General features: G+C 67.2%; 10 protein-coding genes. All 10 read right to left on the reverse strand.

The features are described from left to right. Nucleotides 1-247: 247 nt before the first annotated feature. Nucleotides 248-4729: an FtsK/SpoIIIE domain-containing protein gene (locus tag AC1DRE_RS11410; RefSeq protein ID WP_476984745.1), complete on the reverse strand. Its 4482-nt coding sequence runs from the start codon at nt 4727-4729 to the stop codon at nt 248-250. Then, nucleotides 4726-5430, reverse strand: coding sequence for a hypothetical protein (locus AC1DRE_RS11415; RefSeq protein WP_364120313.1), 705 nt, complete (start codon nt 5428-5430; stop codon nt 4726-4728). Before AC1DRE_RS11415 ends, AC1DRE_RS11410 begins: the two co-directional genes overlap by 4 nt. A gap of 45 nt (nt 5431-5475) precedes the next feature. Next, on the reverse strand, nt 5476-7221 hold the full coding sequence (locus tag AC1DRE_RS11420) for a serine/threonine-protein kinase (RefSeq protein WP_476984746.1): 1746 nt from the start codon (nt 7219-7221) through the stop codon (nt 5476-5478). After that, nucleotides 7218-9059: an FHA domain-containing protein gene (locus AC1DRE_RS11425; RefSeq protein ID WP_476984747.1), complete on the reverse strand. Its 1842-nt coding sequence runs from the start codon at nt 9057-9059 to the stop codon at nt 7218-7220. The genes AC1DRE_RS11420 and AC1DRE_RS11425 overlap by 4 nt, the downstream gene beginning before the upstream one ends. Continuing rightward, nucleotides 9046-10041: a PP2C family protein-serine/threonine phosphatase gene (locus tag AC1DRE_RS11430; RefSeq protein ID WP_476984748.1), complete on the reverse strand. Its 996-nt coding sequence runs from the start codon at nt 10039-10041 to the stop codon at nt 9046-9048. The genes AC1DRE_RS11425 and AC1DRE_RS11430 overlap by 14 nt, the downstream gene beginning before the upstream one ends. Then, nucleotides 10038-11753, reverse strand: a complete 1716-nt coding sequence (locus AC1DRE_RS11435; protein ID WP_476984749.1) for an RDD family protein — start codon at nt 11751-11753, stop codon at nt 10038-10040. The genes AC1DRE_RS11430 and AC1DRE_RS11435 overlap by 4 nt, the downstream gene beginning before the upstream one ends. Then, complete coding sequence (locus AC1DRE_RS11440) at nt 11750-14302, reverse strand: transglutaminase TgpA family protein (RefSeq protein ID WP_476984750.1); 2553 nt, start codon at nt 14300-14302, stop codon at nt 11750-11752. The genes AC1DRE_RS11435 and AC1DRE_RS11440 overlap by 4 nt, the downstream gene beginning before the upstream one ends. Next, nucleotides 14299-15630, reverse strand: a complete 1332-nt coding sequence (locus AC1DRE_RS11445) for a DUF58 domain-containing protein (protein WP_476984751.1) — start codon at nt 15628-15630, stop codon at nt 14299-14301. Before AC1DRE_RS11445 ends, AC1DRE_RS11440 begins: the two co-directional genes overlap by 4 nt. 53 nt (nt 15631-15683) lie before the next feature. Continuing rightward, the gene (locus AC1DRE_RS11450; RefSeq protein WP_104172632.1) at nt 15684-16655 is read right to left on the reverse strand and encodes an AAA family ATPase; all 972 of its coding nucleotides are present in this window, start codon (nt 16653-16655) and stop codon (nt 15684-15686) included. Nucleotides 16656-16733: 78 nt separating this feature from the next. Further along, nucleotides 16734-22826: an Ig-like domain-containing protein gene (locus AC1DRE_RS11455; protein ID WP_476984752.1), complete on the reverse strand. Its 6093-nt coding sequence runs from the start codon at nt 22824-22826 to the stop codon at nt 16734-16736. Nucleotides 22827-22843 lie beyond the last annotated feature (17 nt).

The raw sequence follows: 22843 nt of genomic DNA on the forward strand, positions 1-22843 counted from the left end.
GTCAAGAGCCTTCGACAGCTGCGACTTCTGCTTCTCAATCTCGGACGAACCAGCCTGCAGCTTGGTTCCGAGCGCCTTGAGCTGAGCAATGTCTGCACCCCAAATAGCCATTAGTTATCTCCCTTTAGTCAACGGACCCGATCCGATCGGCTCCCCAGCGGCCCCCGGCTCATCCGGAAGATCCATTACCTAGAACCTATCCCGCGGTCCAACCCATCGTCGATGGGCACCGCTCCCCATGCACCACTCACCGTGCCGCTCCCACGCGGCCCAGGTCCGGTTCGGTCTGGTTGCGGTTCTCAGGGGGCAGCGCGATTTGCAGCTTGCGGACCTTGCCCCGGCCCACAATGTAACCGCGCCCCGGAATGAAGTCCGAACTGATCTTGCCCAGTGAGGTGTTGAGCAGGCTGTCGCCTTCGATGTCGCCGGGGTTGATCAGCAGTCCCCGCCGGCCGGATTTGAACGGCTGCGACAACGACCAGGCCGAGGACCAGGTGGAGGTTTCAGACTCTCCCACCACCCACTGATCGGACTTGATGGACGTGGTGACAAGCCGCTCGATGCCGGACTCGGCGCCGGTGTCCGTGAACTCGGTAAGACCCTCGATGAAGATGGCAAGCCTGCCGGGGTTCTCCGCGGAGTAGTCCACCAGTCCGTCAATGGCCTCCTCGACGTCATCAGGGCCAACGAGTGACCGGTTCCATACCTTCAGCGACGCCACGGCGGACCGGCGGGAGCCGATGTAGATCAGTTCGGCGCCGGGGTTAGACCGGCGCAGGGCGTAGGCCATGGTGACCAGGGCAACTGTCCGGCCGGCACCTGGCGGACCGGCAACGAGCAGCGGGCCCTTGGCCATGATCTCGGCCGGCTGGAGCGTTTCGTCGTCCACACCGATGACCGGAAGGTCCTGGCTGCCGGCCGGAAGAATGTCCAGGTCAACCTGTTCGGGCAGCCGTTCGATCTGCGGCGCCTTATCCATGCCTTGGCGCAGCATGGCCTCGCTGAGCTTGTGCACCTCGCGCGCCTGCAGCGCCAGGTTCGAGTCGCCGCCGAGCACGGCAAGCTGGACCTCATGGGCTCCGAGCAGGCCGCGGCCCGGGGGCGACGCCTGGCTCAGGACGTCCTTCGGTACATCCAGCGAAATGTAATCGTCTTCGGACGAGAGCCGCAGCACCAGGCGCCGCTGGATCGACGCCAGCAGCGAGGCCGGGACGGAATTGGGCCGGTCGCCGGTGACTACCAGGTGGATGCCCAACGGCCGGCCGTCCGTGGCCAGTTGCAGGAAAATGTCCCACAGTGCGGAGAGGCGGCTGTATTCATAGGCTTCGCGGAAGCTGGACATGCCGTCCACCAGGATGAAGATCCGCTTCTCTTCCGGGTCGTTGGCCAACTTCCGGTATTCCACGATGGTGGAGGCGCGGACTTCGGAATAGCGGGCGGCGCGGTCATCGGCCACGTCGCGCAGCCACCGGAGCAGCCTTCCGACGCGTTCGACGTCGTCGCCATTGATGATCTCGCCCACGTGCGGCAGGCCGTCGAGCATCTTCAGTCCGGAGGAACCGCAGTCGATGCCGTAGACGTGGACAGGGCCTCCGCGCGGAGTGATTGCCGCAGCGATGGCGATGCCCCGCAGGGCGGCTGACTTACCCGATCCGCCCGTTCCGTAGATGGCCATGTTGCCGTCTTTGTCCGGCTCGTAGAAGACGGTGGGCTGGTCCTGGTGGGCGGGGTCGTCGGCCACACCCAGGAGGAGGCGTTCGTCCGTCCTGGGGTTGGGCAGCTTGGAGAAATCGTAGGTCTTCGCCAGCTCGTTGAGCCACGGTTTACGTGGCGGCTCGATGGAAAGCACCCCGGCTGCCTTGATGATGTTGGCCGTCATCCGCGCAATGTCGTTGGGGCCGGCAGGTTCCTCCCGCACGGGCTTCTCAGGCGCGGGCGCGGCCCAGCTGGGCCCCGATCCGAACGCCATTTCCACGATGTCCATCTGCGGAGCCTGCGGTTTTTCCGTGGTCCAGCCGCCGGCGTAGCCGGTCTGGAAGCCCTGGATCCGGCCGGGGCCGGTCTTCGCGGCACCGCGGCCCGGGATCGAGGGATCGAAGTAGGCCGCCGTGGGAACGCCGAGAATGTCCGTGGCATCCTCCTCGTCGGCCATGCGGAGCGCCACCCGCAGGTTGGTATTGGCGCGCAGGCTGTCCTTGATGACGCCGGCGGGCCGCTGGGTGGCGAGGATCAGGTGGAGGCCCAGGGAACGGCCGCGGGCTGCCACATCCACCACACCGTCCACGAACTCGGGGACTTCGGTGGCGAGGGCAGCGAACTCGTCCACGATGATGATGAGGTACGGCGGGGCCTCGGGATCCGCCTCGCGCTGGAGGCCCAGGAGGTCCTTTGCCTTCTTCCGGTTGAGCAGGTGCTCCCGGTAGTGCAGTTCGGCCCGGAGGGAGGTCAGGGCGCGGCGCACCAGGTGCTGCGAGAGATCGGTTACCAGGCCCACGGTGTGGGGCAGGTGCAGGCAGTCGGCAAAGGCGGCACCGCCCTTGTAGTCCACGAACAGGAAGCTCACCCGGTCCGGGCTGTACGCGGCCGCCATGCCCATGACCCAGGACTGCAGGAATTCGGATTTTCCGGCGCCCGTGGTTCCACCCACGAGTGCGTGCGGACCCTCGTTCTTCAGGTCGAGGTACAGCGGTTCGACGCCCTTCGATCCGACCAGGGCACGGAGCGTGCCGTTGTCCTTGCGGTTGGCGACGGCGGTGGCACGGACCGAGTTGTTCTCTTTCCAGCGGTCCGCCACCGCCTGGGGGTTGTCCATGAAGTCCTTGCCGATCAGGCTCACGTAGGACACAGCGCGGGGCAGGTCGGAGTCGTCGTCAACAGGCTTGCCCACATCCACCACCGGGGAGAGCATCCGGGCCAGTTGGGCGGCCAGTTCGGCGTCGAGGCTTTCGCAGCTGACCGGGTAGGTGTGGCGGCCCAGCCGGACCTGGCCGGTGGTGGTTCCATGGTCGCCGTCGACCACCATGAAGTCGCGGCACGCGGCCGGAAGGGACTGCGCGCTGGTGGCAACCCACATGACATGGACGCCGGAATCCGGCCCGCGTTCCACGAGCCGTGTCAGCCGTCCGCGGTCAACGGGAGCATCGTCTTCGACGATCACCAGCACGGACGGCAGGACCGGGGCAGGGATGTCGCCGTTCTCGCTGTCGACGCCTGGCCGGGGCGCGGGACGCGGCGACTGCGCGCCCGCTTCGCGCTGGTCAACGAGGTCCTCCAGCCGTGCGAGCAGTGAGGACCCGCCGGCCGGTCCCGCCGCGAGGTGGTCGCCGCTGAGCGGGCTGTGCCCCGAGCCGACGTGGGGCAGCCACTGAAGCCAGTTCCAGCGTTCCCTGGACTGGGCGGAGGTGATTGCCGTAACCACCACTTCGGCCGGGGAATGCAGCCCCACCGTCTGCAGCACCATGCCGCGCGCCACATCGTCCACCAGGCCGCGCCCGCCTGCGAGACCAAAGGCGCCGGAGGAGCGGAGCTGGGACACGATGGGAACACCTTCGATGTCCTGGAACTGTTTGAGGCAGGCCTGGATTTCCTGCATGTACTCGGCTTCGGTTTCGTTGTTGCCGGGCTCTTCGAACGCAATGCGCGACGGCGCCGTACCCAGCCCGAAGCGCAGGCCCAGGAACCCCTTGTGCTCGGGCCGGTGCGTCCAGAGCAGGGGTCCCAGTTTGTAGATGGAATCCACTGTGTCGCTGACGGAGGGAGCCTCCTGGAGGCGCACGGAACGCTCGATGTGCTGAAGTTCCGTGATGTCCTTGCGGAACACCGCCATTGCTTCGCGGAACTGCTTCAGCTGCTCCTTGCGTTCCCGCTTGCTTTGCATCTTGTGGTCCACGTAGTGGCCGATGATGAACAGCGGCATCATCATCATGAACAGCACCGACAGCACGTTGCCCGTGACGGCAAACAAGATGGCGCCCATCATGAGCGGCGCGATCAGCATGATGTAGGGGAACGGGTGGTGGTCCTGGCGTTTGGGTCCGGCCGGGAGCACGCGCTTGGGCGGAGCGAAGCGCGGCACCACACGGGGCGAACGGTTGAAGTCCACCAACGGCGACGTCGGCGCACCCCCGTGGTGGCCAAGCCCCACAACGGAAACGGTCGTGTCGCCCAGCGTCACGGTGTCCGAGGAGTTCAGGGTTGCCCGGGTGACCGGCAGCCCGTCCATGATCAGCCCGTTCGCGGAATTTGTGTCCACGATTTCCACGGTTTCCCCCACCGTGATGCGCGCGTGCCGCTTGGACGTCATGGGGTCCGACAGCCGGATGTCGACGTCACGGTCCCGGCCGATGTAGCTGGTGCCGGACGGCAGCGAAAATTCCTGCCCGACGTCGGGCCCGGACAAAACACGGAGTGTCGCCGCGGCGGGTCCGCGGCTCGCTCCGGGGGCGGCAAACTGCTCGCTGACCTGCGTCAGCGAGACGATGGATCCGGGCCGGAGCCCCGATTCAAGCAGGTTGTCCGCGCGGTTGAGGATGTTGCCGCGCATCCCGCCGGCCACGAACGCCTCATCGATGCAGAGCGAGAGGTTCTCCGGCGGCTGGGTCCCGCGCCGTTCGGGATCGGCGGCCCACAGCTGGGTGGCGATGTCCGCCACGGTTGCCAGGCCGTCAACGGTGACGGCGAGGTCTTTGGCCTCGGCCGGATCCCGGCGCAGTGTCAGTCGGATTTTCACCCTTCGTCGACCCCCCTCATTTGCTCGATCAGGTACAGGTCGTCCGCCGTCACCAGGTGCGACGTCACGGCGTGTTCAACCAGCCGCGCGCGCCGGTTGGTGGCCAGCTTCCCGCCTCCCCCGCGGAGCCCGGCCACACCGACGCGGTCCAGTTTGTCGCACACGTTGTCCAGCTTTCTGTTGAACCGGGTCAGTGCCCAGCCCAGGGTCTTGGCAGCGGCGGCCGACGACGGGATGGCACTGAAGCCGGTGCCGTCGCGCCGCAGCATGGGCTCGGCGAGCGCGACGATGAGCGCTTTTTGGGAATCGGTGAAAACAACAGGTCCGATGGTCGTGTCCCCGCCGCTCTCGTCACCGGGGACCTCCTGCCGGAAAGAGGGCGTCTTGAGGTGGACGGCAAACTCGTAGGTGGTGGGACCGGCAGTGAAGATCACGTTGGTGTGGCTGAAGACGAGCGGAATCCGTGCGCCGGGTGACAGCCAGGCCTGCATCCCGCCGGTGCCGTCCGCCACCGTCGCGGACAGCATGCTTCCGACGTTGCTGAGCCACCAGATGCCGTCGTACCGGGCAATCTGGAGGAACCGCCGATGCAGGTACGGGTTGTCGTCGACTTCGAGGTCACCCTCGCGTCCGATGCTGAAGACGTCCTCGTCCGACGGGTCGTACCACTCGCCACAGAAATCTATTGCTAGATCCCCCATTTTCCGTGCCTCCTCAGTCGGCTGTGCATTTGTTCCATGTGGCGGCTACGAGCCAAAGCAAGCAATGGAGTCAGGCCCTCCCGGTGAAGCGGCACCGTCGGCGCGGACGATGATGACCTGGACGCAGACCGGCGGGTTAAGCCCGGAAACAACGATGTTCAACGCACGCTCGGTCTCATAGGTGCCGTCGGATTGGGCGGTCTTGATTCGCCACTTGTACGTGTCGCCGTCCTTGGGCTGCGGGTTCCTCCACCTGAAGACGACGAGTCTCCCTGCCGGGTCATCACGCGCCCCGGCAAGGCCTTCGACGTCTGGAACAGTACCGCTGTCCAGCGGATCAGCGGGTGGCTTGCTCACCGTTTCGGTCGGCACCGTTTTCGGCACGGCGGAATTTGCCAGGACAATGCCGATGACGACGGCGACGGCCAGCACGGCAGCACCCGCCACCGACAACCAGAGGTTCCGCTTGCTGTGGTCAACGGGGGCCTCCGCAGGTACCTCATGCACCGGCTGCGGCCTGTTGACCGTGGCGGCGATGTCGGCGTCGCTGCGGTAGTCCCGGACCGCCGGACCGCCCTGCCAGCCTCCCTGCTTCCCCGCGGAACCCCGGTGGACCGTCGCGTCGTCGGTGACATCAGGTCCGGCGCCGGCCGGCGGTGCTGCCGCGATGCTGCCGCGCAGCATGGTGCCCTGCGCCCAGTCATCGTGTTGATCCGGACGTGCGGCCGGCCCCGGAACCGGCCCCGAAGGTGCCGGTGGTGCCGAAGGCATGACAGGAGTGAACCCGGAAGGGGACACAGGACGTGCCCTGGCCGGGAACGTCGGGGCGTGTCCCGTCTGGTCCGGATCCACGGAGGCGATGCTCCGCACCCTGGTTTCCTCGAAGCCGTCGTCCGGGTGGCTGTCGTCGCCGTGAGCCTCCTCCAGGACCTCGAAGGGGGTGACTGAAAGGTTGAGCTCCGCCTGCGTGCGCTGCAATGCCAGGGCGAAGGCATGGGCCGAGGAGTACCGGGAGGCGGCCGACTTGGCCATCGCCGTCGAGAGCGCCAGCTCCAGTGACTCGGGGACGTCCGCACGCCCCAGCCGGGGCACCGGTGAGTTGGTGATCCGGGAAATCAGTTCGCGCTGCGAATTGTCGGCACCCGGCAGGACGAACGGCGACCGTCCGGCCAGAAGCGTGTACAGCGTGGCACCTAGCGCCCAGACGTCCACCATCACGCCGTCCACCGGGCCGTCCCGGAACTGTTCGGGCGGGGACCACGGAATCGACATCCCGGCGTCCTCGTCCGCATCGCTGCCGAGGGTGCCGGAGATGCCGAAGTCCGTCAGCGCCGGACGGTTGTAGTCGGTGACCAGGATGTTGGCCGGTTTGATGTCCCGGTGGGCAATGCCGGCCCGGTGGGCGGTCTCGACGGCGGATGCCACCTGGATCCCGACGGCCAGGACTTCATCCACGCTGAACCGCTGCCGGCGGTAGCGGACGTCCAGGCTTGGCCGGGAGCAGTACTCCATGGCCAGGTAGGAATGGCCGTCCTCGGTGACTTCGGCTTCGAAGATGGTGACGATGTACGGGTGCGAGGACAGCTGGGCCATGAGGTTCGCTTCGGATTCGAAGCGGCGCCGGGCACCCTCTGTCTTCAGGTCGGACAGGAGCACCTTGACGGCAACCTTGCGCCGCGGTCTGTCCTGTTCGTACAGATAGACGTCGGAGAACCCGCCCGAACCGAGCAGGCTGATGTACGTGAAGCCGGGAATGGGCGGCGGCGGGGCTACGGGCCGCTTGGAACTCATAGAATCTCCTCGAACCGCAGCGATACATCGTCGCCGAGTTCTGCAATATCACCGTCTAGCAGGATGGCCATCTCGTTCTGGGCAAGGCGCCGGGGCGGCTGGCCTTCCCGGACCAGGACGGTGCCGTTGGTGGCCTTGAGGTCGCACAGCATCACATGCCAGCCTTCAAGGCGCACTTCAACATGTGACCGGGAAATATCGCCGCTGGGGCTTGCCACCTGGACGAGCCGCGGCATGCCGCCGCCCTGGACCCGGGACACGGAAGGCTGGCGGCCGATCACGAGCGACTGGTCCAGGTCGATCAGTTCGCCGGTGGACACCCGAACGCGCCCCAGCCGTGGGCGCCGCACCTGTACGGCGTCGGAAGCCAGGGCCATACCGCAGCCGGTGCACTGCGCGTGCGTGGGCGGGTTCGCGTGGCCTTGCGCGCAGACACGGGCCAGGACCATGGGGCCGGTGGCCGGGCCGCTTCCGGCGGCAGGGGCCGGCACCTGCGGGGCGGTTCCGAGCCCGAGGTCGCTTTTCATGATCGTTTCGCCGTCGTGGTCGCCTTCCGGCGCGGGCACAGCTGACGGGCTTTGCCGGTCCGGCGTTTCGCCTGACGACGGCGGAACGAACGACTCCGGAACGAACGACGGCGGCCCGGCCGGCCGGGCCGGCATGTCGCCGCCGGTGTTCCACGGGACGGAGTCGATCAGCCCGCCCTGCTGGGCAGGGATCAGGGGCGAAGCAGGCATGCTTGGGTGTGCGGGCACGGGCAACTGTGCACGGAAGGACGGCTGGGCGTCGACTTGCGCGGGTTCCTCCGCTGCTGCCTCCTGCTGATCGCGGTGCCCGTCGGAAGATTCCTCCGGGCCGGCCGGTTCCACGCCGGACTGGTCCCCCGGCTCCTCCTGGGGCTCATCACGCACCGCGGCGTCCTCAATGCGACGCATAACGGTCTTGTCCCACAGATGGTCGTAACTTCCCGTCAGCTCGTTCGCGGGAACCGCTTCCGGAGCCTCCGTTCCGGGGGCGGCGTCGGCAACCTCCGTGCCTGCGTCTTCCTTGGCTGCATCTTCCGTGCCCGCGCCGTCCGTGGCAGCGCCGTCCGTGGCAGCGCCGTCCGGCAGGCCGGCCCTTCCGTGGTTCGTGTAGTCGAGGTCGTCATCGGGAAGACCCATCACGGTTTCGGCGGACGCACCGTGTTCAGCAGACACCTCGCGAACGGGTTCCGGGGCGTGCGCAGGGGCTTGCGCAGGTTCCACCGGCTCCAGGGCCCCCGGCACCTCAGCGGCTGGCTCTGCCACCGGGACTTCCGCGACGGGAACTTCCGCGACGGGGACTTCCGCCGGCCCGCCCTCTTTCGTTCCGGACGTTTCCGGCATCGGCGCCTCCGGCATCGGCGCCAGGGCCGCGGCGACGCGTCCCACGGTGAGGCTCTGCAACAGCACAACGCCCTCAGCCAGCGGGAGTTCGGCTGCCCCGGCCGCGTCGCCGGGAACCGAGACCTTATAGGATTCCGGTGCGCTGAGCCTGCGCTCGGTCCAGGTGGTCACGTCGCTGCCGTTCAGCTCCACCGGTCCTGCGGCAAGCTGGGCCGTCAGCTCAATGTCACCGCGAAGGAACACCCGGAGGGAATCCCGGAACTCCACGATGCCGAACCACGGAATCTGTGCCAGCGAACCGGAGGAGGCACTGGTTACCGCGTGCAATACTTCGTGGACTTCAGGATCGCGGGCCAGCAACTCCCAGAGCGAGTCCACAAGCGCAGGCGGCGTCGCGGGCGCCAGCAACACAGCTGTCCCGGACCGGACCACCCCAAGCCAGGTTCCCGGGGTGTAGCTACTTGAGACCATCGTGGCGGTCCTCGTTTTCGTTTACGGCATCCGGAGCGTCCCCGGCCGGCGCCGGGTCCGCAGAGTCCGGTGCATCGGCAGGCTGCGCGGAACCGGGAACCTCGGGAAGTTCCTCCGTGTCCACGGCCGCGCTGTCGAGCACTTCGGTGCGCGGCAACGTGTCCTCGTCTTCGACCGCCGGACGGGGCGCGGTGTCCGTTCCGGCGTCGTTCATGACATTCCTGGCATCCACGACGATCACGGTGACGTTGTCACGGCCGCCGCTGCGGAGTGCCGCCTGGATGAGGGCGTCCACGGCGTCCTGGGGGTGGCCCACCGTGCTCAGGATCCGGAACATGTGGTCGTCGGTGAGCTCGGCGTTCAGGCCGTCCGAGCAGACCATGATGCGGTCGCCTTCCTCGACGGGCAGCAGCCAGTAGTCGGCTTCCGTCTCGTCGCCGGTCCCGAGGGCGCGGGTCACGACGTGCCTGCGGGGATGGACTGCCGCCTGCTCCTTGGTGATTTCGCCCGCGTCGACTAGCTCCTGCACTTCGGAATGGTCAACGCTGACCTGCACGAATTCGCCCTGGCTCAGCCGGTAGGTCCGCGAGTCGCCGATGTTCATGACCAGCCAATACGGGACACCCATTTGTTCCACCACCACAACACCGGAGAGGGTGGTGCCGGCGCGCGAGCCCGTGGCGGTGCGGATGCGTTCATCGGCACTGACCAGGTACTGCTGTACGACGTCGGCCGTGGCCGTCCGCTCCCCCGTGGCCAGCTGCGGCATTCCGGCGAGTGTCCGGACACAGATTCCGCTGGCGATCTCGCCGGCTTCGTGCCCTCCCATGCCGTCCGCGACGGCGAACACCGGATCCGAGGCGATGAACGAATCCTCATTGAGTTCCCGGCGCAGGCCACGGTCCGTGCCGTAGCCGCAGCTCAATTGGAGTCCGGGCTCCCGGCCCATGTCAGAGGTGGCGGCTGCCGGCTGGGAATTCATGCCTGTCCTAGGTGGAAGGTGCGGTCACCGAAGTGCACGGTGGACCCTGGGCGTACAAAGGCGGGTTCCCCGGCCTGCAAAGCAGTACGGATGCCGTCCGGTGTGGTGACGGCGCTGCCGTTGGTGGAGTTGCGGTCGGTAACCCAGACGCCGCCGTTGTCCTCGAGCAGGTGCAGGTGGGTCTTGGAGATGGAACGGCCGGGGTCGGCGACGGCGAGCAGTTGCGAGATCTGTTCGCCCGGAAGGCCGCTCGGATTCCGCCCGATAAGGACGGTTCGGTCAAGCTGGAAGTCGCGGCCATCGTCCAGCCTGATGCGTAGCACAGCCACCGGGGCCGGCACGGTTTGCCCGCGCATCTGGGTCCGGTCGTGGTCGTCGTCCGGGTGGAAAGCCCACGCCGGAACCGTCTGCGCCGGCGTGCCAGGTGCCCGCGCCGTCAGATCCTGGGCCGGCAGTGGCTGCGCAGCCGGGCCCTGGACGTCCGGGTCCGGCAGCGGCCTGGTCTGGACCGGGGCGGGCCCGGCAGGTGCCGCCGGTGGAACAGGCGCAGCGGCGGCAGGGCCGGCCCACGGCTGGGGCGCTGCCGGAGGCTGCCACTGGTTCGGGTTCAGGGGCGCCTGCGGAATTGCCACAGGAGCGTTGTCGCCCTGCACCGTCGCGCCCTGGGGGTTGATGACCTGGGCACTCGCGGGTGCTTGCGCAGGAGTTCCTTGGGCCGGCCTGCTGGCCGCGCCCGCAATCGGTGAGGAAACCTGTTGCACGGGAGGCAGGTCCACCGGGGCAAAGCTGTACGGGCCCTGGATCCCCCCGGTTGTGATGGGGTTGCGGCCGGCGTTGACGTCGAACACGAGGGTCTTGGCTGCAGTGTCGTGCCAGCCTTTGAGCCTGCCGTTCCTGTCCCAGGCGTTGGAAGCCACGACCACGAATGCCCAGGCGATGCCGAGCAGGCCCAGGGGCGCAAGGATCCACAAGGCGGCTTCGAACCATTTGAAGACCACCACGAGCACCGCTGCGGCCACCGTCAGGAGGAGACCGGCCCCGGTGATGAGGCCCCGCAGGAACACGGCTCCGCCGCCCGGGGCGTAGCCGTCCGGGTCCGTGCTGCGGATGCCCATGAGCCGGTTGCCGATGGTGTTGCCGGAGCGGCCTTCGATTCCGAGCTGCACCAGCATGTAGACCACGGTAATGCCAACGGCGATGCCGCCAAGGAGCACCAGCATCGCTGTGTCGTAAACGATGAAGCCGCCGCTCTGGGTGCGGGTGACCGTGGTGAACCCGATGGTCAGCATCACCACCAGCAACGCGGCCGGCCCCACCCAGTCGAGCACGGCGGCGCCCAGGCGTTTGCCGGGCGCCGCGGGAACCAAGTCCAGCTTGCCACCCATTCCGGTACCTCCCCCTTGTCCGTCGGCGCCTTGTACATAGGCGCCTGGCGCGTGGGCTCCGTGTACCTGGATCCCCCGTCCGTGGGCTGCTTGCCCGAAGGCGCCCGGTCCGGCGGCGTCCGCCCCCGCCTGTGCTACCGGGATACTACCGGGAATCGGGCTGCCATGCGCGGCAGACCGCTCCATCAGCTCCCGCTGCGAGTGGTCGATGTTCCGGACGTTACGGGCGGCCCTGTTGGTCAGAGGGGCACCACAGGCCGGGCAGAACGTCGCTCCGGGACGTATCAGTTGCTGGCAGCGCTGGCAGCGCTCGGCGTCGTGCATCATGGTTCGTTGCGGTTCTCTCTCAAATCGCGCCGCAGCACGGTCTGTTCGTCGTCCGTCCCGGACGCGGCCGGGCCCGACGGTGGCGGGCCCGACGGTGCCGGACCGCCATCCACCCTACCCGCGGGGTCCGTTTTCGCCGGCCGGACAGGCCGGAGTCCCCTCAGTTTGAGTGCGGTCCTGCCGTCCGACAAGAGGGAACGCGGCGAGAAACGGGCAGCTTGCCGGCCCCAGAAACCCACCGTGGCGGTCATTTCCCTGAGCGAGCCGTCCACGATTGTCCAGTACTCCTGAACGTCCGCTTCACTGGGCTGGCCGGCCCCGAAAATGGAGGCATCGGCACGGTGCGCCAGCAGCGTGGTGGTGCCCGCCGTTCCCGGGAATGCCTCGCCAAGGACGACGGCGGACTCCCGGCGCGTTGCCCGGGTATCCACGGCGGCGCCCATGTCCGTTGCGAGGCTGACTACTTCGTTCCAGCCGCCACCAACCCGTTCGGCCGGGTGTCCGTTGGAGAACCGGGCCTTGCGGCGCCTGCCCTTGAGCAGCGCGATGAGCAGCAGTGGCAACGCCAGGATCCCGATGGGGATCAGGGCGATGCCGATTGCGGTGAGGATGGGTCCCCAGAACAGCCACGGGTTGTTCTTCTTCTGGTCAGCGTCAAGCGCGTCCGGGGAAGAGTCCGGGGGCAGGTCGGCCGGCTCCTGCGGCGGGGGCGGCGGCTGCAGGACCTGGGGTTTGGGCTTGGACTTGTTTTCCGGGTCCGGCGGGATCGGGACGTTGTCCTTGGGCGGTGTGGGGTCGAAGGACACCCAGCCGACACGGTCGAAGGCGACCTCCACCCAGGCGTGGACGTCCTTGCCGGTGATTTTCACTTCTCCGGCACCGTTTTCCGGGCTCTTCGGATCCGGGTAGAAGCCCATCACCACCCGTGACGGGATACCCAGGTGCCGGAGCATCAGGGACATTGCCACGGCGTACTGCTCATCGTCGCCCAGCATCTGCTTGGCGGTCAGGAGGCTGCGGATGCGCGCTGAACCGTGCCCGGACACGCTTGGCAGTTGACCGTCGTCGATCAGTCCGTTGCTGAAGGCCCCCTTCTTCTGGAAATGGGCCTCGATCTGCCGGACCCGGTCGATCGCAGTGGGAGCATCGGCCGACAAATCGTTGGCCTGCGAACCGACCACGGGCGGCACTTCCGAAGCGTCCGGAAGGGCCACTTTGGCGAAGTCGTACTGCGTCAGCTGGCCGTGCTCAAGCTTGGCGGGGTCGGATACCTGGACGCTGTACGCATCGCCCTTCGCGAGGCCCTTGGTGGTGACCGCAGTGTCCGTCCCGGAGTTGAAGTACAGCCCCGAAGCAGCGCTGGAAGAGTCGCCGGTGAAACTGATTCCGGTGGTACGGCGGCCACCGGGCAGGAAGTACCCCTGGTAATCCTCGATGGTGATGTCCAGCGTGTAGTCGTTGCTGGGGACTATGCCGTCGGAGTCAGCAAGCGTGTTGAGGGACTTGGCATCCCCCACCTTGCTGAAGTTTCCTGAGCTGTCCGGGTCCATGTTGTAGTTGGTGCCGTTGAACGCGTCCAGCGCAGCAAGCCTGACCCGTCCGTCCCGGGGCAGGCCCTTGACGATGAAAAGGTTGTCGTCCTTCTTGTCCTTGACGAAGTTGCGGAAGCTCGCCAGCGGGGTGATGTAGTCCTTCGGGTCGAACGGGGGAACGATCGTGTTGCGGAGGACCGTCCTGTCGTCGCTGGCGGTGACCAGCGGCGAGGCCACGGCCGTAATGGCGACGCAGGCAGCGATGACCCCGGCAGCGGATCCCAGCCGGCGGACCTTGGCGCGGCGGGCGGTGGCCGCGTCCGACTCCGGCCGGTTGACGGACACTTTGCGGGTGTCGCGGCGCCGGTGCGCGTCCCGGCGGAAGGTGGCCCAGGCCACGGCCACCACCGTCAGGGAGATGCCGCGCTCCACGTTGAGGAAGCCGGCGTTGGTGCTGAACGCGATACCGGTGACAAAGAGCACGAGTACGGGCAGGAGCGGCCAGTACGGGCTCTTCAGCCGCCATGTCATCAGTCCTGCGGCCAGCGCCGTGATGAGTGCGCTGAGGAACGGGACAATAAGCATCCCGCCGGCGGTTCCCACCGGGACACCGACGGTGAGCATGTCCTTCCACGAGAAGACGACGCCCAGCAGGAGGGTCCGCAGGGACTCCAGCGTGGGCACAAAACCGGCGATGGCAGCATCCGGCACGGCAAGCACGGTGCCCAGAACCAGGTACGAGCCGAGCGCGGCGGCCGCGGTGATCAGCGTCCCGAGCCTGAGGTGGGCGTTGGCCGCGGCAATGCCGAGGCCGAGCAGGATGCCGCCGAATCCGGCGATCAGATAATACGGGTCGCCGCCGAAGCTGAGGCTGTACCCGAGGACGCCGAGCCCCAGCAGGACAACCAGAGCACCGGCGTCGAGCGCAAAGTGCCAGGCCGGCTGGCCGTCGCTGAAGACGGACGGCTGCGGCTGCGCGGGCTGCCTGCGTGGCCGGGAAGCGGGTGCGGAGCTCATGCAGCCGCCTTTCTGAGGATGATGGCGAGGTCGGACAGGTCCCCGAGCGTCAGGACTGTCAGGTCCGCGATGTTGGCGCGGGCCGGTGCTGCCCCCGCCTGAATGCGGACGGCGAGGCTGCGCACTCCCGGCGCTACCGAGGCGGCCGCCGAGCGGAGCTGGGCGGGGGTAACCCGGCTGCCCACAACGAAGAAGACCACCGAAGCATTCGGAATGGTGTCCGCCAGCGACCGGGCCAGGTCGACGGCGGTCTTCCGCAGCGGTGAACCCACGATCCGGGTCATATCGTCCAGCATGTTCCGGCCGGTCTCGCAGCGGAGGGGGCCCTTCTGGGTGAGGACATCGAGTTCGCGCTGCTCGCGGATTGCCTGGCGGCCGATGGAAGCGGCAGCGGAAATGGCCAACTCGAATTCATGCTCGGTCTCGTACTCGTCCGTGTTGATGGAGAGCGAGATGGCAAGGTGGGCGCGGCGTGTCTCTTCGAACTGCCGCACCATGAGCTTGTTGGTCCGCGCTGTGGTTTTCCAGTGGATGTGGCGGCGGTCATCGCCGGGCACGTAGTCGCGGAGGGCGTGGAACGACACGTCCGCGCTGGACAGGTCCGTGGTGGGCATGCCTTCAAGGTCCCGGATGAAACCGGCGGCGGACCCGGCCAGGGCAACGGTCCGCGGATGGACGTAGAGGTCCTCCGGCTCGGTCCACAACACTTGGCGGCGCAGCAGGTGCAGGGGGTCGGCGCGGACCGACCGCACCGGACCCACCATGATGACCGCCCGCCGGGCGGTGGGAATCGTGAACAGGTCCTCGTGGACCTGCTGCGGTTTCATCCGCGGCAGGTGGAAGACGGCGGTCGCGGCTCCCACGGGGAGCTCAAGCGCTGCCGGCAGGAGGGGACGCGTGGAGGTGTTGGACACCGCGATGCTGCCGACAGCGCTGTCCCCCACGGCAACCCTGGTTCTGGCGAGGTCCAGCACCACGCCATATGAGGAGCGGCCCAGGATGAAGCCGACGGCGAGGACGAACAGGACGAAGGCTGCCACGGCGGCGGCCTTCGCCTCCTGCCAGCCATAGGCCTGGCCGACGCTCCAGAGCAGGATGGACGCGGCGAGGACGGACCAGCCCAGGACGCTGACCACCGAGAGGACCGGCCAGGCGTACTTCAGCCAGGCCCAGCGGACTTTGGACCAGGCGGGCGCCAATGCAAGGCCTGCCGTGCTGACGGCTTCGGACCACATGGCGGCCGGGCGCAGGCGGGACGCCGCCCCTTCACCGGAAAACGGCCTCTTCAGGCGTTCAGCAAGCCGGGTCAACGGAGTGCTGCTGGACATATCTGTGCCTTTGTTCGCGCGTGGGTCTTGCCGGGATGGTGAGCGGGCACCGCTTAGACGCCGGCGCGCTGCTGCGGGGCAGCGACCTCGGTCAGGACACGGGCCAGCACGGCTTCAGCGGTGGCGCCGGAGAATTCCGCTTCCGGGTCCATCACAAAACGGTGGGTCCAGACCACGCTGGCCAGGTCCTTCACGTCATCCGGAAGAACGAAGTTGCGGCCTTGGCTTGCTGCCCAGACTTTGGCGGCACGGACCATGGCCAGGGCACCGCGGACAGAGACACCGAGCCGGGTCTCGGGGGCGTTGCGGGTTTCCTCGCAAAGCCGCGAGATGTATTCCAGGACGGCGGTGTCCACGTGGGTCGTTGCGGCCAGGTCAGCCATGTCGCCGATCGCCTGGGTGGTGATGACGGCAGTGATCTCCTTGGACCGGTCCTTGAGGTTGGCGCCGCCGAGCAGCTTCACGGTGGACGCGTGGTCCGGGTAGCCGATGGAGGTCTTGATCAGGAAGCGGTCCAGCTGGGCTTCGGGCAGGCGGTAGGTGCCGGCCTGCTCGATCGGGTTCTGCGTGGCCATCACCATGAAGGGGCGGCCGGCTTCGTAGGTGGTGCCGTCGACGGTGACCCGTGATTCCTCCATGACCTCAAGAAGCGCTGACTGCGTCTTGGGCGAGGCCCGGTTGATCTCGTCGGCCAGCACGATGTTGTTGAAGATGGGGCCCTTGTGGAACTCGAACTTCTGCGTCTTCTGGTCGTAGATTGTTACGCCCGTGACGTCGGAGGGCAGCAGGTCCGGAGTGAACTGGATGCGGTTGTTGGACCCCTGCACCGTAGCTGCCAGGGCGCGTGCCAGGGAGGTCTTGCCGGTCCCGGGCGCATCCTCGAAGAGGACGTGTCCTTCGGCCAGCATGGCCGTGAAGGTCAGGCGGATGACGTGGGCCTTGCCAAGCACGGCCTGCCCTACGTTGGCAACGAGCTTCTCGAATGTCCCTGCAAACCAGGCGGCCTGCTCAGTTGTCATAGTCATGGGTGAATCCTCTTCCGGGTTCGGGTGAAACTTCGGGCCGTTGCCCGCTTCGTCCAGCGATTAGTCTATTTGTTTTGGTCAGCATCCGGCGGGCCGGGACCCGTAGAGATCCACCGTGGTGGACTTCACGTACCAGCCGGACTTTGCCGACTCGGTCAGCCTGTACCAGGGTGTTCCGTTGCCGTAGATGTCCTTGGTGCAGTCAATGGACAACTTGCCCCAGGACCGCTCCACCCAGCCGACGCCGCAACTGGCGGGCGAGCCGGGGGTATAGCTGTCGCTCTGGCCCGGTTTCCCGGGACAGGTGCGCACGCTGCTGGCATCCACCTGGATCTGCGAGGCAGGAGGCGGCGGCGTGGGGTCAGCGCCGGAGGTTGCCCTGGCGGACCCTGCCGGGCCGGTCACCACGGTCACCGCACGTACCTCAAGGGTCCGGGTGTTGCTCCAGCCGCCGCCAGCGGCGTCGAAGCTGTTGGCCTTGCCCACGTTCTGCCAGCCGCCGCCGTCAACTCTGACCTGGTAGTGGTCCAGCGGCCGGCCGTTGGTGGGCGGGTTGTTCCAGGTCCAGTGCACCTGGCTATCGCCCTTCGCCGACGTCCCGCCATTGACGTTCGGGGCGTTCGGCGGCCCGTAGGGGTTGGCCGTGCCGATGGCCTTGGCATCCCCGGCGGTGTTGTTCTTGATGGAGGTCGCGATGATGTTGATGGTCACGTTGGTTCCGTTGGGAAGCCCGTTGATGTTCCCGCCGCCGGGGTTGATGGCGCCCTTCTGGCCGCTGGAGGCGCTGTAGCTGTAACGGATCTCATCGGCCGTGGAGCCGTTGCGCTGGGCCGCAGTCAGTTCGGTGAACGTCACCTTCAGCTGGCCGCTGACGCCGGTATCCGCCACCGTGCCGCTGTTGACGGACCCCGGCTTTCCGGCTGCCCGGATGGGGGCAGACTGGGCACTGGTGCCGCTGGTGCCGGCCTTGTTGGTGGCTGACACCGTGAACGTGTAGTTCGATTCCGAGTTGCTGACGGTCACGTTCTGCGACGTTCCGGCCGTCACCTGCTGGGTTGCCACGGCGGCGCCGCCAAGGTACGTGGTCAGCGTGTACGCCGAGATGGCGTCGCCGTTGTTGTTCGGCGCGTTCCAGCTGACCTGCAGCTGGCTCTGGTTGCCGACGGAGCCGGCGCCGGAGACGCTTGGCGCAGCCGGGGTCACGGGCACTCCGGCCGGCGTTTCCGCCGCGGAGTAGGCACTCCACTCGGACGGCTCCTTGGCATCGTTGCGCGCCAGGACCCGGACCTTGTAGGCCACGCCGTTCTGCAGGCCCTTCCAGACGTAGCTGAGCGACGTCAGGTTCTGGATCTGGGCGTTCTGCCCGGCGGGTGCCGGGGAGATCTCCAGGTCATAGGACTTGACCGGCGAGCCCTTGCTGGCCGGCGCGGACCACGCCACGGTGAGTTGCTTGTCGCCGAACTTCAGCGCCGGGGCAACAGGAGTGTCGGGTTTGACGTCCGGGCGGACCTCGGCGGAGACCGGAGACCTGTCCGATTCGCCGAACTCGTTCGTGGCCGTGACCTGGAAGTGGTACTTGGTGTTGTTGACCAGGCTGTTCAGGGTGCAGGAGTTGGCCGGGCAGTCCTGCTGGTAGCCGCCCTCGCCGTATACCGTGTACTTGGTAATCGGTGAACCGCGGTCCGCCGGTGCAGTCCAGTTCAGCAGGGCCGTCTGGTCACCGACGCTTTGGGCCTGCGGTGTGGCGGGTGCCAGCGGCTTGTCCTTCACCGTCAGGCGGATCCGGGCGGTGGCGTTCCGGGACGCTTCCCCGGTCTTGTCCTCAACGGTGTAGGACACAATCAGGGTTCCGGTGAAGCCGGAAGCGGGCGTCACATTGATGTTGCCTCCGGCCACCTCAACGCTGCCGCTGCCGGTCTCCGTTGCGGCCGAGACGATCTTCAGCGGCGTTTCCGGGAACGGGTTGGAATCGTTGGCGAGCACATCCACGGACACCGTCTTGCCGGCGGCCGCGTTGGGCTCGATATCGTCGCTGGCCACCGGCTTGGGGCGGTTCGACGCGGTGACGGCGAGCTGGAATGTGGCAGTGGTTTCCAGTCCCCGTGGATCCTTCGCCTTGACCTGGACCGCTCCGGTCGTGCCGGTGGCCGTTGACCCGTCGACCGACGTCTTCAGGGTCTTGCCGTCGATGCGGGCGCTGAAGCCGGCCGGGCTGTCCCCCACCAGTTCGTACTTCATGTTCTCCACGTCATCCCGGTCCGGGTCCGCGGTCAGCCGGCCCAGGTCGGTGTCCGCGGATTCACCCTTGGGAACGTCCACCGCGCTCCCCAGCAGGGTGGGCGGGTTGTTCCGGTTGGGGTCCGGCAGCACCTTGGTCCGGATGCTGAGGGTCGATTTCAGGCCGTCCGCATCGTCCGGGCCGGAGCCGTCGGTGACTTCGAAGCTGATGGAGCCGGGGCCCACGTAGTCCTGGCCGGCCGTGTAGTTGATCGCCGTGCCGTTTCCGGCCACGGGGTCACCGCCGTCGGCGCCGATCAGCTTGATCCGGTCGGTCTGGGTGAGGCGCGGCGAGCGGCCGTCGCGGACCTTCACCCATTCCTTCAGGTCCACAGCCACCGACTGTCCGGCAATGACTTCGAGGACCTCGTCCTTAGCCAGTGTGGGCACCTGCTGGCCGACGCCGGGCACCCAGATGATGGCGGTCGACTTCTGGCCGTCCACATCCTCGACGCTGTACGGGATCAGCTGGGGCTGCTCCGTTAGCTCCACGATCATGTTGCCGTCGGTACCTGGCCGGGCGGTGGTGGCGTCCGTCGCGATCTTGAGGTTCTCCCCCACACCGTCAGGATCCTCGTCGTTTTTCAGCACGGGAACGTCGACGGCGGTCTTGCCCATCGTCTGGGCGGAGGTCACGCGGTCATCCCTGGCGATCGGTGCCTGCAGCGGTACGTCGTTCCGGACCTTCATCCGGATGGTCGCCTGGGCCGAGGCGCCGCGGTCATCGGCAACCGTGTAGCGGACGTTGACGGTGCCCTCGCTGGCCGGAGCCTGCAGGATGATCCGTCCGCTCGCCTTGCTGACGGTGGCCTGGAGTTCCGCGGGCGCCTCGATGCCGTCGCCGGCAATGCCGATGGGATCGCCGTCGGGGTCGGTGTCGTTTCCGGTGGCGTCCACCGCGATCTGGCGTCCCGGACGGACCTGGACGTCGTCGTCAACGGGTGTTGGTTTCTGGTTCGCGTCGCCGCGCGGCGCGATGCCCACGGTGACCGTGCCGGTATTGACGGCGCCCTGCCGGTCCACCACCTTGTAGCGGAAGGTGTCGGTGCCCGCGCCGTCGCCGGCCGCAGTGAAGTCGATGAAGTTGCTGCCGACGGTGGCGGTGCCCATGTTAGGGGTGCTGTCGATGCCGGTGAGCTGGACCGAGTCGCCGTCGGGATCGATGCCGTCCAGTTCCACCGGGATGCGGACCGAGCCGGCTGCCACCACCCTCGCCGTCAGGTTCTTCGGCTGCGGCCGGGAGTTCTCGGCACCTTCCAGCGGGAGGATGTGGATGGTGACGGCCGCGGCGCTCTTCTGGCCCTGCGGGTCAACGGCGTTGTAGATGGCGCGGACCGTCTTCGGCTGCGGACCGGCGATGAACCGGAGGGTGTTTTCCGAGACGAAGCTCCTGCCGTCCGCTTCCGCCACGGCCTGCGGCAGCACCGGATCAACGGTCAGCTTTTCACCCTGCGGGTGGGTGTCATTGGCCAGCACCGGAATGGTGACGACGTCGTTGACGCGGACGTTCACTTCGTCCGGTTTCGGCTGGGGCGCCTCGACGACGGCGGGTGCCGGCACCGGCACCACGGAGACGCTGCCGGTGGCGGACTTCCGGCCGTTGGACATCGTGTACTGGAAGGTGAAGGGATCCTTCGTCCCGAGGACGTCGGTGATCCGCAGCACGCTGTGGTCGATCACGCTCACCGATGCGGTGGTGTTTTCCGGAAGCTGGACCGACTGCAGGACCAGCACTCCTCCGGAGGGATCGGAGTCATTGACCAGCGGGTCGAGGAGGACGCTTCCGCCCGTCGGCATGAGCGCCACGTCGTGGACTGCCACGGGATCGCCGGTGTCCTTGCCGGATTCCACGTCAACGCGGATGAGGCCCTGGCTGCTTTGCGGACCGTTGCTGGCGATATAGGTCAGGTAGACGGGGCCGGCAGTTTCGCTGCGGAAGGTGAACGTTCCGCCGTCGGTGACGGGGCCGAGCTCGGCAGGTCCGGATGCTTCCACCTGGGCGAGCCGCAGGGCGCCGCCGTTGGGATCGACGTCGTTCTTCAGCGGTGCGATCACAAGATCCTGGCCGACGACGGCGGTGACGTGGTCGGCGTTGACCACGGGCGCCAGCGCCCCGGGCGGCTGCACGTTGACCACTACTTTGCCGGTGGTGGTGTCGCGGCCGTCCCAAACGGACACGGTGACGGTTTTCTTGCCGGGCGCGGCCCCGGAATCCTGGTAGGTGAGCAGCCCGTCGCGGCGGACCTTGACCTGGTCCTGCTCGTTGTCTGCCTTGGCCTCCAGGAGCACCAGGTCGTCGCCGTCGGGGTCGGTCCAGTCGGTGAGGATGTTCTGGCTGACGGTTTTCCCCTGCTCCACCAGCATGGTGGTGGGATCGCCGCGTTTGAAGACCGGCGGTTTGTTCTCGTCCGGACCAACCACGTTCAGGGAGACCTGTCCGCCGGCGGAGAGCCCACGGCCGTCCGCCGCGTTGTAACTGAACGTTTCGGTGCCGGGTTTGGCGTCGGCCGGCACGGTGATCTGGAAGGCCGTGCCCCCGTAAATGTTCTGGAGCGTGCCCGAGGTGGGCCCGGAAGTGCCGACGGACGCCGTCAAAACGTCGCCGTCGGGGTCGGAGTCGTTGTCCAGGACACTGAGGATGGTGGTGCGCCCCGGCCGCACGCCGACGGCGTCGGGCTTGGTTTCCGGCGGCCGGTTGGGCTTGGTGCGGTCCGGCAGGATGTTGATGGTGTTGTTGTCCGCCGACTCCTGGTCCTGGTCATTGGACTGGTTCTTGGGCGGGACAACATCGTCCCAGTTGTTGACCAGCTGCATGTTCTGGTTCACCAGCCACACATTGCCCGAGTTCACGTCGTTCAACACCACCAGGTCCCGGTTCACCCGGAACACGTACGACGGCGACGCACTCGCCTTGGGCACGTCCACGTTCTTGTCATCGGCATCGTTCGCACAGTCGCGCACGTACTTGTTCGCCCCGGACCACGCCGCATGAATGCACCCGGCCAACTGCACCGGCGCCGCCGGAACACCCTCACCGCCAAACGACACAGTCTTTGCCGTGGAACCGTCCAGCGGCTGCTTCAGCAACGCCTTCGGCGTCGCCACAGCCACCGCGTCCGAAGCCGGACCGGACTGCTGCAGCTTCGCATCCCGCGCATCCGCCAGATCCAGCTCACGCCCGCCCGGCAGGAACAGCTTCCCCCGGCCAGCATCCAACACCACCGGCTTGTCCCCCACCACCGCCAGCTGCAGATCACCCGCACCCTTGAGCCCGCTCCAGGTGTTGGACTCGGTGGCCGTTGTCTCACCGTTCGCGTCCACGGTCGTGACGGTCACCGCGCCCGACTTGGGATCGGCACTGTAGATCCGGTTGTCGGAACCGACAGCGGACACCAGGCCTTCCGAACCGACCAGGGCGGGCTCGGTGGCCTCCTCGTCAAAAGCATTGACGGTGGACGGAGACAGGGCCCAGACCTTGCCCTTGGCTGCGTCAGTGACGGAAATAACCTCGGAACCGAAACTCACATCCGCCGAACCCGGCAGTTTCTTATCCCCGCCCAGCTGCATGTTGGCCGGAGAAACCTGGTTCAGCGTGGACCCGGTCTCGTCGTCGACGAAGACGTCACCGGCGTCCTGCAGGATGTCGAAGGTAGTGCTCGCGGGAGTCACCGCACCGTCAAGGACCCGCGACGGGTAATTCAGCCGGCCCACAGCATTCCTGGCCTTGGAGACGACCCACACGCCGCCGTCGTTCAATTCCACCTCAGTGGTCTTGAACCCGGGATAAATCACCGCACCCGCCACCAGCGCAGCACCGGCCACCGCAAAAACGGTGCCCGAAACCAACTTCCTGCGGCGCTCCCTGAGACCCAGCTTGCCGAACAGAGTTGTCACAAGTTTTCAATTCCCTC

It is taken from the genome of Arthrobacter sp. P4_H3, assembly GCF_056400885.1.

Excerpts from the sequence above, each read along its gene's own strand:
- AC1DRE_RS11430 (WP_476984748.1), bottom strand. The coding sequence starts at position 10,041 with ATGAATTCCCAGCCGGCAGCCGCCACCTCTGACATGGGCCGGGAGCCC.
- AC1DRE_RS11450 (WP_104172632.1), bottom strand. The coding sequence starts at position 16,655 with ATGACTATGACAACTGAGCAGGCCGCCTGGTTTGCAGGGACATTCGAG.
- AC1DRE_RS11415 (WP_364120313.1), bottom strand. The coding sequence starts at position 5,430 with ATGGGGGATCTAGCAATAGATTTCTGTGGCGAGTGGTACGACCCGTCG.
- AC1DRE_RS11420 (WP_476984746.1), bottom strand. The coding sequence starts at position 7,221 with ATGAGTTCCAAGCGGCCCGTAGCCCCGCCGCCGCCCATTCCCGGCTTC.
- AC1DRE_RS11445 (WP_476984751.1), bottom strand. The coding sequence starts at position 15,630 with ATGTCCAGCAGCACTCCGTTGACCCGGCTTGCTGAACGCCTGAAGAGG.
- AC1DRE_RS11425 (WP_476984747.1), bottom strand. The coding sequence starts at position 9,059 with ATGGTCTCAAGTAGCTACACCCCGGGAACCTGGCTTGGGGTGGTCCGG.
- AC1DRE_RS11440 (WP_476984750.1), bottom strand. The coding sequence starts at position 14,302 with ATGAGCTCCGCACCCGCTTCCCGGCCACGCAGGCAGCCCGCGCAGCCG.
- AC1DRE_RS11435 (WP_476984749.1), bottom strand. The coding sequence starts at position 11,753 with ATGATGCACGACGCCGAGCGCTGCCAGCGCTGCCAGCAACTGATACGT.